This is a genomic window from Cupriavidus sp. D39 (genome assembly GCF_026627925.1).
In the GTDB taxonomy this organism is placed as follows: Bacteria; Pseudomonadota; Gammaproteobacteria; order Burkholderiales; family Burkholderiaceae; genus Cupriavidus; species Cupriavidus ulmosensis.
Map to the genome: position 1 here is coordinate 985,802 of NZ_JAPNLE010000009.1, position 16,566 is coordinate 1,002,367.

At 60.4% G+C, this 16,566-nt stretch carries 10 protein-coding genes and 7 pseudogenes; 8 read left to right on the forward strand and 9 right to left on the reverse strand.

Annotated features, from left to right (window positions below; translation table 11 throughout):
- Window positions 1-484 precede the first annotated feature (484 nt).
- Entirely contained in the window at window positions 485-1,720 is a 1,236-nt protein-coding gene (locus OMK73_RS16425; protein ID WP_267606402.1) for an MFS transporter, read from the forward strand.
- Window positions 1,721-1,791: 71 nt separating this feature from the next.
- On the opposite strand, the pseudogene OMK73_RS16430 reads toward OMK73_RS16425, so the two are convergent.
- From OMK73_RS16430 to OMK73_RS16445, 4 genes and pseudogenes are all read right to left on the reverse strand, one after another.
- Window positions 1,792-2,166: pseudogene (locus OMK73_RS16430) on the reverse strand (lecithin retinol acyltransferase family protein); the annotation flags it as partial.
- Between the two features lie 29 nt (window positions 2,167-2,195).
- Window positions 2,196-2,585: pseudogene (locus OMK73_RS16435) on the reverse strand (IS4 family transposase); the annotation flags it as partial.
- Window positions 2,586-2,733: 148 nt separating this feature from the next.
- Complete coding sequence (gene ltrA / locus OMK73_RS16440; protein WP_267600325.1) at window positions 2,734-4,041, reverse strand: group II intron reverse transcriptase/maturase; 1,308 nt, start codon at window positions 4,039-4,041, stop codon at window positions 2,734-2,736.
- Window positions 4,042-4,560: 519 nt separating this feature from the next.
- Window positions 4,561-5,502 (reverse strand): annotated as a pseudogene (locus OMK73_RS16445) (IS4 family transposase); the annotation flags it as partial.
- 936 nt (window positions 5,503-6,438) lie between these two features.
- Between OMK73_RS16445 and OMK73_RS16450 the strand changes: the two are divergent.
- Complete coding sequence (locus OMK73_RS16450; protein WP_267602968.1) at window positions 6,439-8,355, forward strand: sigma-54-dependent Fis family transcriptional regulator; 1,917 nt, start codon at window positions 6,439-6,441, stop codon at window positions 8,353-8,355.
- Window positions 8,352-8,477, forward strand: coding sequence for a hypothetical protein (locus OMK73_RS16455; RefSeq protein WP_267606403.1), 126 nt, complete (start codon window positions 8,352-8,354; stop codon window positions 8,475-8,477). The genes OMK73_RS16450 and OMK73_RS16455 overlap by 4 nt, the downstream gene beginning before the upstream one ends.
- A 38-nt stretch (window positions 8,478-8,515) precedes the next feature.
- On the opposite strand, the gene OMK73_RS16460 is transcribed toward OMK73_RS16455, so the two are convergent.
- Complete coding sequence (locus tag OMK73_RS16460) at window positions 8,516-9,271, reverse strand: sulfite exporter TauE/SafE family protein (protein WP_267602969.1); 756 nt, start codon at window positions 9,269-9,271, stop codon at window positions 8,516-8,518.
- 173 nt (window positions 9,272-9,444) lie between these two features.
- Here OMK73_RS16460 and OMK73_RS16465 point away from each other — a divergent pair.
- The 3 genes and pseudogenes from OMK73_RS16465 to OMK73_RS16475 form a co-directional block, all read left to right on the forward strand.
- Window positions 9,445-9,636, forward strand: a pseudogene (locus tag OMK73_RS16465) (LysR family transcriptional regulator); the annotation flags it as partial.
- A gap of 316 nt (window positions 9,637-9,952) precedes the next feature.
- Window positions 9,953-10,060: pseudogene (locus OMK73_RS39250) on the forward strand (IS6 family transposase); the annotation flags it as partial.
- A 125-nt stretch (window positions 10,061-10,185) separates the two neighbouring features.
- Complete coding sequence (locus OMK73_RS16475) at window positions 10,186-11,088, forward strand: NAD(P)-dependent oxidoreductase (RefSeq protein WP_267602970.1); 903 nt, start codon at window positions 10,186-10,188, stop codon at window positions 11,086-11,088.
- A gap of 129 nt (window positions 11,089-11,217) precedes the next feature.
- On the opposite strand, the pseudogene OMK73_RS39255 reads toward OMK73_RS16475, so the two are convergent.
- Window positions 11,218-11,298, reverse strand: a pseudogene (locus OMK73_RS39255) (IS6 family transposase); the annotation flags it as partial.
- 83 nt (window positions 11,299-11,381) lie between these two features.
- On the opposite strand from OMK73_RS39255, the gene OMK73_RS16480 reads away from it, so the two are divergent.
- Both OMK73_RS16480 and OMK73_RS16485 read left to right on the forward strand, forming a co-directional pair.
- Window positions 11,382-12,236 (forward strand): SDR family NAD(P)-dependent oxidoreductase, encoded by an 855-nt coding sequence (locus OMK73_RS16480; RefSeq protein ID WP_267602971.1) that lies wholly within the window; start codon window positions 11,382-11,384, stop codon window positions 12,234-12,236.
- A 54-nt stretch (window positions 12,237-12,290) separates the two neighbouring features.
- Window positions 12,291-12,437 carry a hypothetical protein gene (locus tag OMK73_RS16485; RefSeq protein ID WP_267602972.1) on the forward strand — a complete coding sequence of 49 codons (147 nt, stop codon included), beginning with the start codon at window positions 12,291-12,293 and terminating at the stop codon, window positions 12,435-12,437.
- A gap of 657 nt (window positions 12,438-13,094) precedes the next feature.
- On the opposite strand, the gene OMK73_RS16490 is transcribed toward OMK73_RS16485, so the two are convergent.
- From OMK73_RS16490 to OMK73_RS16500, 3 genes and pseudogenes are all read right to left on the reverse strand, one after another.
- A complete protein-coding gene (locus OMK73_RS16490; RefSeq protein WP_267602973.1) occupies window positions 13,095-14,138 on the reverse strand; it encodes an AraC family transcriptional regulator in 1,044 nt (347 codons plus the stop codon).
- Window positions 14,122-15,503, reverse strand: a pseudogene (locus OMK73_RS16495) (AMP-binding protein). Before OMK73_RS16495 ends, OMK73_RS16490 begins: the two are co-directional and overlap by 17 nt.
- Entirely contained in the window at window positions 15,500-16,492 is a 993-nt protein-coding gene (locus tag OMK73_RS16500; protein WP_267606404.1) for a Bug family tripartite tricarboxylate transporter substrate binding protein, read from the reverse strand. Before OMK73_RS16500 ends, OMK73_RS16495 begins: the two are co-directional and overlap by 4 nt.
- Between the last annotated feature and the right edge of the window lie 74 nt (window positions 16,493-16,566).

The following is a 16,566-nucleotide window of genomic DNA, read 5'->3' on the forward strand; positions in this document are numbered from 1 at the left end:
TGGCCTCACGCGATCAAGCAAGGAGATCTCGCGACGCATTCTCGATGTGGCCGAGTTCGATCACCTCGCTTTCCACCAGCATGACAGAACTGTAATTAAATCGACGCCGAGTGGTCAGCATTGTTCGAGTAAGAACCCATCGAATGCAGGCGACTCTGTCATCAGGTCTGCATGCGAGAAGACCCTGCCGGCAACCAAGGTTTAGCGCCATATTTGCAAGCTGCCAGCGCAAAGCATGAACCGATGGTATGGTGCCGACCCTGCCTCGCACTTCTTAGGTAGCCTAACCACGTGTATCGCGGTCAGGCTGGCGTTTCCTGTTACATCGGCGCGGTTGACGGATGCCGTCGTCCGCTTCGCGATGGAGCTACCGGAAAGCCTGTCTGCACGATGTCGCGGTAGACCTATCGGCGAGCCCAACTGTAGACCCAAAGCCCGGAAGCAGATTTATGATGATGGAAAACAGTCACCCGGTAGGTGACCCATTGAACGAAGCCCGCACCCCTCCCCTATGCGGGCTTGGCTAGCGGTGGGTTCCGTAACCGTGGGCGCATTTGCGTTCGTCACAACGGAATTCTTGCCGGTCGGACTTTTGCCGCAGGTCGCCCAGGAGTTCGGCGTAACGCATGGCACCGCTGGCCTCATGGTCACAATCCCTGGCGTGATGGCAGCCATCTCCGCGCCGGGCATGATGCTGGGGGCTGGACGGGTCGATCGCCGCTATATCCTGCTCATACTTTCGGTGTTGCTGCTGACGTCCAATCTGATATCCGCATTTGCACCCAATTTCGCGGTCATGCTGATCGGGCGCGCCATCCTCGGTGCAAGCCTGGGAGGCTTTTGGACTCTCGCGCTCGCCGCCGCGGGAAGGCTGGTGCAGCCGCGCGAAGCGGCGCGGGCGACTGCGATGATTCTGGCAGGGGTCACGTTTGCTACAGTGATTGGAGTCCCGTTCGGCACGTTCATCGCCAGCCTTGCGTCGTGGCGGGCATCGTTCATAGCGACCGGTATTCTCGTAACCGTGGCCATGGTAGCCCAGGCCATCCTTGTCCCATCACTGCCCTCGAAAGCTGCGTTGCGCATCGCTGATCTGTTCGCGCTCTTGCGCCGGACGCACTCACGCAGAAGCTTGATCATGGTCGCCTTCATCTTCGGCGCTCACTTTTCTTCCTATACGTTCATTGCCCCTTTCCTGTTGCAATACGCCGACTTCAGCACCGAAAGCATTACTTGGGTCTTACTGGGCTTCGGAGCCATCGGCTTCGTTTCCAATTTCGCCGTCTCGGCAACGGTAACGCGCAACCTCAAGGCGTCGCTGGCTGCGATGGTCTTGATGCTGATGATCTCGCTGTTGATGATGCCCGCGCTACGCCATTCTGCCCCGACAGTGGTAGCGATCGTTCTTGCGTGGGGCATCGCATTCGGCGCGATTCCACTGTGCCTCAGCTTGTGGATTCAGAAATCGACAGCCGATCTACCGGAAGCTGGCTCAGCACTGTTCGTTGGCATCATTCAGGTCGCGATCGCGGTTGGCTCGTCTCTCGGAGGCCGCGTCGTGGACCGGCTTGGCATTCCAGCGGACTTCGAACTCGGTGCGGTCCTCGCACTGGTCGGCCTTGCGATGCTCGGGAGCTTCCTCACCCGTCAACAGGACACTGGCTCAACTTCTGCCCCGGGAGAAAGGCTTGGGACCAGACCGGACTGCGGCCAAAGCGTATAAGTAGCGTTTCCAGCAGCAAGGCACTGAAGTGAGGTGCCTTGTTGAGGAACATCTGGCGGCGTAAGCCCCAATCACGGCGAGCATATGGAACGCCGGAGAGACATGGCGCCGCCTGCCTTGATCTGATGGAAAATTGCTCCCAGGAACAGGCGGGGGAACACCAGGCATCTGTCCACCTGTGCGCTGCGCGCTACTCCACATAGACACCACATACAGAAGTGCTCGCAGTTGTTGGTCAGCAGCCGGTAGTGGTTTTCGCCCAGCCGGGAGCGAGCCCGGCGGACGACTTCCGCGCCTGTGTACTTTGGGGAAAGGCCCGGCTCAATCCACACTTTTTGGCCGCAGGCAAAGCGCGCTACCGGGACCTCTTCGATGGGCCCCGCGAGCAGGGCACCCGAGAGCCCTGCATAGTGCACAACCTTCCCGTCGCCCACGTAGAGGCCATGATGGGTATACCCATCTCCTTATACAGAAGTCATGAGTCCTCAGCCCGTAGCGCCAGGATCATGAACGCAGCATCCATGGTTCGCTGCATGCCGATCCAGATCGTTTTGGCGCCGGGCTCGCCATCACTCTTGCGGCCCAGGAAACCACCCAGTGACGCGATCAAGCGGATCATTTGATTGAGCGTGACGGGCGTCTTTGGGCGCGCCTTCTTCGCGAGTAGATACGCGCCTCGTATCTCATCGGCATCAAAGAATAGCGACGCGTCCAGGTCAGGGCAGGTTCTGCCCAAACGCATCAGTCGGGCAATGCGCCACGCCACCACCATGTAAAACACCAGGGCCCGTTCCACGCGGTCCATGTGGGATAACTGTAAAGCTTCCACCTTGCACCCGTTCTTCAGGACATTGAAGAACATCTGTCGGGTAAAGGACTGGCGCGGTGCTCGGCTTGTCCGGCCCGTTTCCAGCCCCTCCCCATAAGAACTGCTCGTGAGGTTTTCCCTCAAGCAGCTCACCCAGTGAGATTCATCGCAAGGGTTATGAGTCCTATCGGTGTGGCGACCACTTTCACGCGAACCCCTCCGCGCCCGACAGCGGGCGCGTCTTCCAGTCCCAGAACAGTCCCAGGACTCCGTAGAGGTACTCGTTACTCCATCGTCGCCACCCGACGCTCGTCTTCTGGCGTCGCTTGCGCCGCGTTAGCAGAGTTCGAACCTTCATTTCCAGATAGTCGCGCACCTCACTGAAGGCGCGACTGGCGTTGCCGACCCGGAAGTAGTTGACCCATCCCGCCACCGTAGCGTTGAGTTTCGCGACCAACTTCACGGCCGGGGTCGAGCCTCCATGCCGGATGATGTCGCGGATCCTCGCCTTGATGGCTTGGCGAGCCTTCTTCTTGGGGGTCATCAGGACGAAGTACCCGTTCCCCGCTCGTTTGCGCACGCGACGCAGGTCGAACCCCAGGAACCCAAAGGCGTCCTCCTTCAATGTATCCACCACAATGGTTTTCTCCGTGTTCAACTCGACGCCTAGCGGCACGAGTTGTTCCCGCAGACGCTGCAGGGCACGTTCAGCCCAGCCGCGTTTGGTGTGGTGGCCACTGACGGTGATGACAATGTCGTCAGCAAACCGGTGATAGTTCACTGCCTCGTAAGGGCCCTGTGCCGTCTTGCGTCGAATCTCGTCGAACATCCAGTCAATCTCATTCAAGTAGATGTTCGCAGCGAGTGGGCTGAATGGGCCACCTTGCGGTACCCCAACTCTGCCCGCTGCTTTGATAACCTGCTTGACCAAGTGCATGACCTGAGGATCCTGAATGCGTTTCGCGATCTTGCCCAACAGGGTTGAATGTTGAATTGTGTCAAAGTAGCGCGACAAATCCACATCAACCACCGTCGACATGCGCCGCAGCACACTGCGTCTGACTTCCGCCAGCGCGCGGTGTGGGGACCGCTTCGGTCGAAACCCGTAGGAGTTCGGGCAGAAGTCCGCCTCGAATACCGCTTCGAGGATGAGTTTCAGCGCCCCCTGCACCACGCGGTCGCGGATGCATGGAACCTGGAGAACGCGGACCTTGCCATTGCTCTTCGGGATCTCTACCCTGCGGTTCGGCTTGGGTTCATACCTGCCTGTTTTGAGGTCTGCCTGAATCTCCGCAAGGAATACAGTACGTCCCGATGCCTCGATGTCTTCAAAACTCAGATCATCGATTCCCGGGGCACCGCCGTTCCTCTTGGCGATACGGTAGGCCTCGTCGAGGGTTTCACTCTTCGCAATATGTACGAAGAGCCCCCAGAAGCGATGAGTCTTGTCAGACTTCGCCTTGCGATATATCCGCCTTCTCAGTTCCTGCAGACTGCCGGATGCCTTTGTCATTTCATCCCTGCCTCACCTTGTTGGACGGAGTACTCACCGGTCCGGGCCCTTCCCTCCGGGCGCGTTTTGCTGCACGCCCATCGACAGTACTACGACCCGATCCGTCACCCTGGCACCTATGCCCGCATTTCCCACTCGCGGTTATAACGGGCATCTCCTCGACGGGCTTTCTCCGCCGGGTGCCGAGGGCTTCTCCAGTTTCCACGTTATCCTTCACACCATGTCGCCGCTGATACCCCGCCGGTGAGAGTTGCCGCATCGGACTCGTTTCGGACAACTCTTGCTGCTTTCGCGCGTTATCGACCGTCTCAGCCACCGGGTTTTCGTGTGACGAGGCTACATCTGCGTTCACTGCACGTTGCAACCTGGTGCGTTGCATACACTCCTTTCTGAGCATACTGTCGGAGGGCTCCGTCATCTTGCTTTCGCGCCATGACGCCTCCCGAGCTACGAGGCTTGAGTCTTTTGCCTCGGTCGGACTTACACCGACTGGATAACGTGTCCTTATCTGGACACACCAATCTCCCACCGGGCTCGATACCAATCGATCAGCTCGACGACGGCATCTGTATCTTGAGCCTCCCGGTTGGTCAGCAGTCGCCACACGACAGGGGTAACGCCTGCCGGAGCGCCGATCTCCTGGGCCACTATGCAGGTGACGGCTGGCCCCGTCTTACCCGGCAGCTTCACGCGTTGCGCACGTAACTCCTGCTTGACCTCGCGCGCCTTTTGGCCTGCGCGCCCCGGCAGGATGAAGCCGATCTCTCCCAGAGCTTCGCTGGCGTCTACCGTGTCCCACAGCTTGCCTGCCTCACCAAGGCTGCGGTTGTGTTGGGAACGTATCAGCCAGTCTGCAGGATTGCCGAGCTCATTAGCACGCTCCATCATCGCAGCGATATCGCCTTCCCGATCCGCCACGTAGACCAGGCGAGTCTCAGGCAACATCGCGGCCTGTTCTGCAACGCGTTCGTAGCTTTCAGTCCACCGTACGCTCTCTGTAATACCAACCCGCTGCCCGTTTGCATCCAGCGGCTCCCGGGCCCACATCCAGGCGTCGATCACACCGAGTGGTTCCCGATCCGGCGTCACAGCGTAGGTCGGATGCAGATACATCCCCCTCTGCGCTTCGTAGCTCAAGGGCCCGAGCCCATCGATCTCCTGGCCGTTAAAATTCAACTCGGTTGTGTCTGCAATGCACAGCACCACCGGGAATTGCCGCGCCCGCCCTGCCGTGCGCTCCCAATGCGGCTGCATCATGTCTGTCCACTCGACTTCCTCGTTGCCGAGAAATCGATAGGCAGCGATGGTCTCTGCCCAGTCTTCGCATGCGCCAGGAATGCTCGCAGTCGGCCTCGCAGCCAGTCGCTTCAGCAGCCCCTTCGCCCGTCGGTCCCGCCTTGGATCGCCAAGATCCAGCGCCTCAAATTCTTCGTCCACCCATGCCCCCGACTCGTTGTTCATTCGCGCTCAAAAAGCCAGGAGTAAACGCGAATCCGCACGAGTTTACAACCCCTCCCGCCCAAGTCCCATCAAATTCTGGTCGCACTGCGCCCGGTCAGGACGCTGGACTTTTGTATAAGGAGATGGGGTATACCCTCTGCGCGGCGTCACGAGTTGGGCTCCTAGCGGCGGTTCCGCGCGCATCGAGAAATCACTCCATGTCACTGCGGCTCCGGTGTTCCCTTTCCATTCCTTGTGGGCGGAGTCGTCATGGCTTCGGCCGCTTTTCATCTGCCTGGCTCCTTCGTTGCAGCGTTGCTCCAGATCTTGCGAAATCCAAGCTCGCCAGCGCGAGTGAAGCGGCGGTGACAGCCCGGTTCGCATTGCCATTAACGCAATTCCGATGCCAGACGCAAAAACACGGCGCGGCGCGTTACCCGCTTGACTGTCCTTGCTCATTCATCGCACTTTCTGAAGGGCCAGATTTTGTAGCGCACAGAGAGACCTGCCGCGCCGCTTGATCCAATGGCGTGCGCTGAGGCCGTTTGGGCTGAGGATTGATCTTTCGCGTCAAGCTGCGCTTGACCTTCCGAACCCTGTTCGGTGCGCGCAGAGAGGACTGGCTCTGACCGTTCGCACGGCACCGCATGGACCAGGTATGGGAAGAGATAAACACGCCGATCGGAATTCAGCCTGCGCGCGCTCCGGCGTTCGAAAATCGAACGCCGGCTCCCTTCGGGATCGGTACGCAGACGAATCCGGTCGCAACCAGTCGCTTGTCACCGATGGGTCCGCTTCGAGGGGCATCCCTGCTGATGGCGTTACAGGAAATATACTGGTAGTAGGCTTTTCACCCGCGAGGCGACCCTCATCCGCTGGTGACAGAAAGTTGTCCAAGAGACACGGCAGGGAACTCTGTAGGTATGGCGGCCGCGCGCGGCCGCCAGGAGATGCCAAATGCACAAGACGGGCACGCCGATGGACTGGTTCTCCAGCCCGGATCACGAAGCGAGCATCATGTCCGCCTGGGAGCACTTGCTCAGTGGGGACGAATCGCGGTCCGCGGACTTGCGCGAGGTTGTCGGCGACTCGTGGCATCGCTGTCTGCATAGCCAGGTCGATCCGGGGGTAAGCCGGGCGCAACCGCCGCTGGACGCGGATCAATTGAAGGAGTGGCGTGCCAGGCATGAACGCCTCGTCAATGCCAGTTCGCCCCTGATCGAGCAAACGCGGGATTTCCTTGCGCAAACCGGCACCATCATGCTGTTGACCGATCCGGATGGCATGATCCTCCAGCAGGAAGGAGACATGCGCATTATCGAGCCGGCGGGTGAGGTAGGACTTGTCCCCGGCTGCAACTGGAAGGAACGCAATTGTGGGACCAATGCCATCGGGACTGCCCTGGCATTGCAGCAACCCGTGCAGATCCATGGCGCCGAGCATTTTTGCGCGGGCATAAAGCGCTGGACTTGTTCTGCCTCTGTGATTCGCGATCCGGTGGATGCTGGCGTACTCGGGGTCATTGATGTGTCGGGCCTTGCCCAGACGTATAGTCGGCACAGCCTTGCCCTGACAGTCGCGCTGGCAGGGCGAATCGAGGGCCGCCTCGCCAAGTTTTCGATGGAGCGCCGCCTGCACCTGCTTGATCGCTGCATGGCCTGTTTCGGTTCGGGGCGAAGCGATGGTGTGCTCGTCCTTGATGAGCGGGGGCGCCTGGTCAAGGCCAATCCGCAGGCCGCTTCCGCCCTAGCGCGGCTAGATGTGCACGCAGTATTGAATGATGCGTTTTCCGTCCCCGGCCTGGACATCGTTGCGAACCCTGCCAAGGCCGGGCGTGCTCCCGAGTGGTTAAGCCTGGCACGGGTCGAAACCATCCACGAAGGACGGGACGTGCTTGGGTTCCTGGTCGTCATCCCCGCCGCCGTGCGTCAGGTCAGGTTGCCACCCACCCTCGGCGTGCGCGACGCTGGCAGCGAAGCAGCACCTGCGTTTAGCAGGGTTGTCGGAAAATGCACGGCATTGCGTGCCGCCGTCGCGAAGGCACAGCGGTTGGCACCCTCGAAGGTTCCGGTGCTTCTGCTAGGCGAGACCGGTGTCGGCAAGGAATTGTTTGCCCAGGGAATCCATCAGGCCAGCGCCTGCGCCGACGGCCCGTTTGTCGCGCTCAATTGCGGCGGGCTATCGCGGGACCTGCTTGCAAGCGAGCTCTTTGGCTATGCGGATGGTGCCTTCACGGGTGCGCGCAAATCGGGGGCCGCCGGGAAAATCGAGGCCGCGAGCGGCGGCACATTGTTCCTGGATGAAATCGGCGAGATGCCCCTGGATATCCAGCCCCACTTGCTGCGGGTGCTGGAGGAGGGCGAGATCTATCGTCTCGGCGAGAACTCGCCGCGCAAAGTCGACTTTCGCCTGATCGCGGCCACGCATCGCAACCTGAGGGACGAAATCGCGGAAGGGAAATTCCGCATGGACTTGTTCTATCGGATTGCCGTGACCACTGTTTCGATACCACCGCTACGTGACCGCAAGGACGACCTGCCTGGGCTGATCGCTCACTGGTTGACCCATCTTTGCGAGCGCTACGGCCTACCCGCGACTTCGTTCGACGACGAAGCCTATGGGTGCCTTCTAACTTATGATTGGCCAGGTAATGTGCGCGAGCTGCGCAACGCGATTGAAGGCTCCCTGCTGATGGCGCAAGACGATGTGATCACCACGGACAAGCTGCCACCTGAAATCACTATCGGGTCGATCCTCAGCCGAGGGGTGCTGGGCAGGAAGCGACGCCACCATTCAGCGCAAAAAGCTGTTCACTGGAAAAGGCCGAAGCCGAATCAATCCGGGAGGCGCTCGCCTACAACGGCGGCAATCTGACCAAAACCGCTTTCCAGTTGGGCATTGCAAAAAGTACCTTATATCAAAAGATCCGCAAATATGGGTTGCTCCAAGCTGTGAGTGAAACCCGCGGCAGACAAGGAAGTGGGTTGCTGGAGTGAGCCCAGCAGCAAGTCGAGACCGTACCGCGACAGAATCCCTACGCCAATCGCTGAAGCAAATGTGGCGCGGACGATGCCAGCAACGCAACCCCGGAGGCGGCGAGCAGGCTCAACACAATCTTGCGGAAAGTTGCTTCCGAAATGCCAACATACAGACGCGCGCCCAGGAGAGTGGGAATTAGCATCGCCGGCCCGACGATGGCAAACATCGGCAGCATTTCACGTGTCACGATGCCCTTTTCCACGTAGATGGCCATCGTCACAAGCAGCAAGGCGAGATTGAAATTCTGAATGATCGCGCGCTGTTCATCCTTGTCGAATCCTCGCAACGTGCACCACAGTGTGGGAATTGTGCCGGTGAAGCCCCCGATGCCACCCATGATCCCCCCGACGCCACCCACGATCCCGTCGGCTACCCTCCCACCCGCCGTGATCGTCGGCAGGTTTCGTGCCGCAAGCATTGTGGGGCACCACAGCACAAGGAACGTGCCCAGGAGAGCCTTGAAGAGTTGAAGGTCGAGCGCCGGAAGAATCGCAACGCCAATCGGTATGCCCACCAGGCCGCCGATCAAGAAAGGCAACAGCCTGCCCAGCTTCAATCCTCGGCGCATGGTTACCGCGGCGATGATCTGCCCCGTCAACGCTCCAAAGACGGCCATTGCCGCGGCCAGTTTTGGATCCAGCGACCAGGCCCAGAACGACATTGCAGTGAGTCCAAAGGCGAAGCCCGACAGCCCTTGAACGAAGCCCGCAACAATGGCTCCAATTGCAACAACCAAGATCACTGCATCCATGCGTAAAGGCCTATTCTTATTGGGGAGTCATCTGAGAATGCGCGGTCAATCGATGTAGCCACTGTAGTCGGCCATGTCATCTCCGTGGTTAAATGCCTGGAAATCTATTGTTAAGCTGAACTGAATGATCCGAAGCCTGAGACCTTCCAGCGCGACGACCAGCAGTTGACACGCACGGGGTGCCCCAGGTGCCCCGCGATTTGCTGGCGCATGCATGCATCTGCATCCGCGAAAACGATGAGGACGTGACACTGTGGCATGTTCGCCTGCTGGCCGACTGGCAATTCGACAGTGCCCCCGTCGCCCTTCTGGTTGCGACGCGCAAGGGCCCCACCGCCCGCGTGCAGGCGCTTCTGCAAACGTGAGCGCATTGTAGGTGGCTCATTGACCTCTCGCGAGAGGTCCTGATCTTAGCCCCCGCTTTGGCGCGCTCTCGACCATCACGGCGATGGCCACCGGCGAGCTGAGCTCGAACCGCTCGTACGCGGTGATGCCGGCCTCACGCAGGTGCCGGTCGGCCTGCTTGTATCCAAATATCTTCTTTGGATTAAAGAAAGACTTGGATGGTTTATCTTTGCGCCGGCGTGACCCACACTTCCGCATACGCTCCCCTAACGGCTCTGGTGCAAATCGTGGGGGCCGGTGGGTGATGCTCGGGTTTTTGACTAGCGCGAGCCCGCAATGAGTACGCTGAGAGCCATCGACTGGTTGTTCAACAGGTGGCACTTCGACCGCGAAGTCATCGTCCTGTGCGTGTGCTGGTACATGCGTTACAAGATCAGCCTTAAAGGCGATCAAAAGGCTAGAGCTCGCTCCAAAGACCATTACGCTGGACGGTTACGTGGCGTCCAAGTCTATCAACTTGCCGTCTGAGCGAGCTCGCGCCCGTTTGGCTGATCATTGGGAATTTCATCATGAAAATTGGATTTGTAGGACTTGGCTCGATGGGTGCCGCGATTGCGATTAACCTGATCGAGTCCGGGCATGACGTACATGTCTTCAATCGCAATCCCGCCCGCGCCGAACCTCTGCGTGCGGCAGGTGCTAGCATCGCGACAAGTCCTGCGCAGGCGGCGATGTCGGCCGACGTCGTGTTCACGATGGTGTCCGACGACGCCGCGCACGTAGCGGTCACCTTCGGCGAGGCGGGTATCGCCACAACGCTGAAACCGGGCGCGTTGCACATCTCGATGAGTACCATCAGTGTGGCAACCGCACAGGACCACGCAGCCACGTACCGCGGAGCCGGTCTTGGCTTCGTGTCGGCACCAGTGTTTGGCCGGCCCGATGCAGCGGCGGCGCGCAAGCTGTTCATTATGGCCGCTGGTGCGGATGAGCACCTCAAGGTTGCCGTGCCGCTTCTTGAGCTGCTTGGGCAGTCGGTCGGCATTGTCGGCGAGGATCCTTCTCAGGCCAACCTGGTCAAGCTCATCGGTAATTTCATGCTGTCCGTGATTATCGAGACATTAGGCGAGGCATGTGCGGTTGCGGGCAAGGCGGGCCTTGACCCTATGCGCCTCGTTGAATTGTTGACGAGCGCAAATTTCAATGCGCCGCCGTACAAGATCTATGGCCCGCTGATCGCATCGCAACGATTCCAGCCGCCTGGCTTCTCGTTGCCGCTTGGCCAGAAGGACAACCGCCTGATGCTCGCGGCCGCCGAGGCGCTTGGCGTTCCCCTACCGCTTGCGAGCCTTGTCCATGACCGATTCTTGAGCTTACGCTCACAAGGTATCGGCGCTGAGCATGACTGGTCCGCGATTGCGCTTTGTGCCTTGACCGACGCGGGCTTGAGCAAACAACTCTACGGCGGCTGAGCGTAGTCGATATGAGGCGGCTTGCCTGGGAAACCGCGGTTCTTTCTAAGGTGCCGTCCCGGCTTGTGGTGCAATTCAGCACGGGGCGGGAAGCCGCCCGTTTCTGGAGCCGAGCTTGTAACGTAGCTACCCACGCACGAAAAGGACTAAAACTTCGCGATCAAGGTGGCGCCCGTTGAACAACCTGTCGATGTCTTTGCGTTTGCCCATCGGCTCGCGCTCTCCAAAGTATCAGACCGGCACGTCCGAATTGCACCGCAACCCCGGCAGCCAAGAACAATGAAGGACCATTGATGACACACTTTGCGTTCACGCCCGGATCCGTCGCCGTTATCACGGGCGGGGCTGCCGGCATTGGGCTCGCCGCTGCCAAGCGGTTCGCGCAGCGCGGACTTCGCGTCTGCATCGCTGATCTCCGCGCGGACCGACTCGCTCGCGCGGCCCAAGAGGTCGCCGTTCTTGCGGCCAACGGAACAGCCGACGTGATGGCGTTCGAGACGGACGTCAGCCGCCTCGAAGACCTGCGTCGGCTCGAAGCTGCAGTCCAGGATCGTTTCGGCGGCACAGATGTACTCGTGAACAACGCCGGCATTCAGCCTGGCAGCGGCCTGTTCGGGCCCGGCGCGAACTGGGAACGGGTGCTTGACATCAACCTGTGGGGCGTCATCCGCGGCACGCAGACCTTTGTGCCCGCAATGATCGCGCGCGGACGCCCGGGTCTGGTCATTAACACCGGTTCGAAGCAGGGCATCACCACGCCGCCTGGCGACCCGGCCTATAACGTCTCCAAAGCTGGCCTGAAGGCCTTTACCGAGGCGCTACAGCACGAGCTGCGCAATACGCCGAACTGCCGGATCAGCGCTCATTTGCTGATTCCGGGTTTTGTTTTCACGGATCTTGCTGCCCGAGGTCGTACCGAGAAGCCGGCCGGTGCCTGGACGCCAGAGCAAACCATCGATTTCATGATGGACCGGTTGGGGGCCGGTGACTTCTACATTCTCTGTCCCGACAACGATGTGCCGCGTTCGCTCGACGAGCGACGCATCCTCTGGGCTGCAAGAGATATTGTCGAGAACCGGCCGCCGCTTTCGCGCTGGCATCCGGATTACGCGAAGGCATTCGAGGTCTTCAGCCAGAAGACAGACTGATGATCGATTGCGCTGTACGTCGAATCCGACGACAGCGAGCTATGTGCCGCTGCCGTGTCGAGCGCGCAAACACGCAGGACATTGCTGCCCGCTGCGGTCCACGGCTACTCGGCGCTGCTATGGGACAGCATCAATGGCGCCGGCGCCTGGGAGACAAATCCCTGGAGATGGGTGGTGGCGCTCGGGAGGCCCAACGAATGACGCTATTCGTTTCTGAGATCCATCCCAAGGCCACCGGCCAACTCACAGTCAATGACACCGGCTGCATATGCGAACAGCCATGCTTCCGCTTCCTCGGCCGTCTTGGGGGCTGGATCCAGTCCGGCGTAAATCGAACCCCGACACTCTGATCCAGACCGGAAATCTGCACCCGGCCATAGTGTTCACCAGCATTGACGGCATCTGGCATGACAAGCCTAACCTTGAACCCTTTGTACGACTGTTCTCTTTCGCGCATGCGAATCTCCAGGAATGTGAGACGAGCCTAGCACCAGCATCACGCGTGAAGTTGAGCCGAGTCAAGTCACATCAATGCCAGTTTGTGGACGCGGCAGCACAACGGTTCATCGAATTGACCCGCCGGGACTGGCGGATTGGAGAATGAGGTGAGCACGTATCTCGCGGTGAATGAGATTGCCATGCACCGGGAGCCGTCACCAGACCGAGTCCGCGACTTGTGCGTGCAACTGCGCACTCAAGTGCATTGGCGAAGACGTCAGCGCGGCTCCGGCAGCCACATTGCGGCCGGAGCAAACCAGTCCTGATAGGCTCCAATAGTGGAGGCCCTCCTCTTCTCATCAATACTTCTTACTGATCGCAACTTGATCAGATGCCTCTATTGGCAGCCTGCCGAGGTACTCACCCGTCACGGTCCATGAAGGGTGGTGCAGCCTGGCCTGCCATCCGCTTGCGCCAGTCCGTGGCGCTGCAGCCAAAAGCGGTGTGGAACCAGTGGCTGAAGCTGCTTTGCGCCGAAAAGCCCAACAGGCTGGCAACCTCGGCGACCGGCAGGTCGCTCTCTTTCAGGTGGCACATCACCAGTTCCGAGCGCACCTGGCTAAGCAGGGCTGAGAATGTCAGCCCTTCCGCGCTGAGGTAGCGGTGCAGCGTGCGGCGATCGATGCGAAGAAGAAGCGCCACCTGCTGGGTAGTGCAGCGCCCTCCCGGGAGCAAGGCCAGCATCAGTTCCCGGCATGATTCGCGGACGCCTTCATCGCGGCGCCGCAGCGCCGCCTCAAGGTAGTCCCGTGCGAAACGCGCAGCGCCCGGATTGTCAGGCGTGCGCGGCATCAGCAGATCGGCCGCCGCGCAGACCAGCCCGTTGAATGGCTGATTGAACTTCGGGCTGCGGCCGAAGAAGGCGCGGTGGGCCGACACGTCGACCGGCGGGCGATGCGTGAAGCAAACCTCCAGCGGCCGCCACCGGGGCCCGATCAGTTCGCGCAGGGTGCGGAACTTCACGCCGACCGCCAGTTCCATTGCCTGCCGCGTGGCCAGTCCGGGGCTGGGCAGAAGATCTTCGCGGATGATGACGGCCTGCCCGGCATCCTCGATGCGGGTGATCAGCGTGGCGCTAAGCAGCTTCAGGTAGCGGCACAAGGTATCGAGCGCCTGCCGTGGGGTAGGCTCTTCCTTCAGCACCAGGCTGATGGGCCCCAGGTTAGAGAAGGTGCGCCGCGCCGCCAGCCGCAGGGCAAGGTCTTCCACGCCGGTAGCGCGCGCGGTGACTTCGAGCAATTCGCGCACGGCGTGGCTGGGGATGAGCGTCTCAGGGTTTTCGAGCAGCCGTGCTGACAGCCCCACTCCTCGCAGGAAAGCGTAGGGATCGCGCCCGAGCGACTCCATCAGCTCGATGTAGCCGTTCAGGCTGGCACTGCGAATCAGTTTATCGACGTGTTGCATAGGTTCCGCCAACGCCCCGGAGCACCACGACGCCCCAATAACCCTTGAATACCTGCGGTCCGCTGACGATGATTTCACCGACTTCCCCGACCGGCAGTACCGTGAGCGTCGTCGGGTCGACCACGCGGGCTTCAGTGTTGAAGGTCGGCAGACCGAGACATTGCTGCTTATGCCGATGGCTCGGATTGTTGTGTGTGGCGGCCATTGTTTCCGACAGGCCGTATCCTTCCAGGTAACTGAGCCCGAACTGTTGGTCCAGACGTTCAGCAACCGCTTGCGGCATGGCCGCCCCTCCCCGCCAACGTGGCGCAGGGTCGTGAGATTGAATCGCTCAAGATTCGCGCTGGCAAGGAGGTCGATCACCATGGTCGGATTGCCCATCCAGTGTGTAACCCCATGCTGCGAGATGAGCTGGCCCGCCGTGTCGCGGTCCCAGCGGGGCAGCATCACAATCGTGGCCCCGCAGTAGATCGGTGCGTTCATGCCATGCTGCATGCCGCTCACGTGAAACAACGGCAGTACCGAAAGTACAACCGATTCGGCCCCGCATGCCGACCAGAGGCAGTTGCCGATCGCGTTATGCATGACGGATCGATGCGTATGGATGCAACCTTTGGGAGCGCCCGTGGTGCCGGAGGTATAGGGCATGACAGCCATGTCGTCGACTTCGGCGTCATGCCGTGCAGGGACATACCGTGCCGCAAGCGCATCGGACCAAAGCGATACCTTGCCGGCAGCCCACACAGGCAGCTCATACGCCTGCGTCATCCACGCCGGCAGCGAAGGCCCGGGCGCAGCATCGACATCAGGTAGTCCGTCCGCATAGCGGGTCACCAGCACGCGTTGAAGATGGCCAGCCGACAGCAGGTCCGCGCTAATGCCCGTTTCGAAGGCGTCCGCTGCACACACGACCATCCGAGCCTCGCTGTCCGTCACGTAATGATGGAACTCGTCAGCCTTGTTCATTGGGTTGACCGGCACAACAACCGCCCCGGCGCGCAGGATTGCGTAGTAGGCAACGATGAACTGCGGGCAGTTCTGCATATACAGCAACACCCGATCGCCTTTCCCGACGCCGGCTTCATGCTGAAGCCATCCGGCAATCGCCAAGGCTTGCGCATGCAGATCGCGAAAGCTGAGCGCATAGCCATAGCAGTGAATTGCGGTCTTGTGCGGGAAACGCTGCGCAGTGACTTCCAGGTTGTACCAGAGGGACGTTTCCGGCGACACAATCCCGGTGGATCCCTTGCCGGAATCTACGTGTGCCGGCGGAAAGTCCTGCCTTGTGTGCAACATCGCTTGCTCCCCCACGTCCTTGACACTCTGTCTGAGCCCCGGCCATCGTTTCGGCGTCTGAATCATCATTCGGGCTTGAAGTTGATCGAGCGCAACAGTTCGCCCTGACGTTCGGAGGATTCACGTACGTCTGCGGAAAGCTCTTCGCTGGTTGCCGGCGAACCGATCTCCATACCGAGGTCTTCGATCTTCTTCCGGATGTCGGGCGATTGCATCACCTTGAGCGTGGCGTCGCGCATCCTGGCCACCACGGCTGGCGGTACGCCTGGCGCTGACCAGAGCCCCATCCAGCTGACTTCCTTTAGGGCGGGAAATCCCAGCTCGGCAAAGGTCGGTAGATCAGGAAGCGCGGAGATCCGCTTGGGGTAGGCAATGGCAAATGCCTTGAGCTTCCCTGCCTTGATGAATGGAAGCGAAGTTGCCGGACCGTCGAACATGAGCGGAACGTGTCCCCCCATTACGTCTTGCAGCGCAGGTGGCGATCCCTTGTAGCTCACGGTGCCCGTAGTTAGTCCGGCAAGACGATTGAATTGCACACCGATGGTCTGGCCACGCAAGCCGACACCGAAATTCGCATAGTCGACCTTACCCGGGTTCGCCTTGACATACGTGATCAGTTCGCCCAGGTTTTTCGCGGGCAGGCCAGGATTGCCGACGAGTACGAGGCCCTGCCGGGTAAGCTGCGCAATTGGAACTATGTCCTTGAACGGATCGTAAGACATCTGCATGGTGTGGGGCACTTCCGAGGCAATGCCCTTTTGAATCAACAGGAATGTGTATCCGTCCCGTGGCGCCGACAGCAGGCCATGGACGCCGATGGTTCCCGCTGCGCCGGCCTTGTTGTCGACGATCACAGCCTGTCCAAGCGGGCGTTGCAACTCATGCGCAAAGAGGCGCGCCACGATATCGGCCGTGCCGCCCGGAGGGGCACCAACGATGATCCGCACGGGCCTGGTCGGCCATTCGGCGGCATTCGCCGCTTGCGCGGTCGACAACAGCGGAACAAATGCAATCGTGAGCGCCAGGGTCTGGCGTGCAATCAGGGGGACGCGTTTCATCGCAGTTCCTTTCGTGGTGCCAGCGGCTTGCCGGCTGTGGTGGCGACTGGGTACTTCGGGCGGCAATGCCCCCG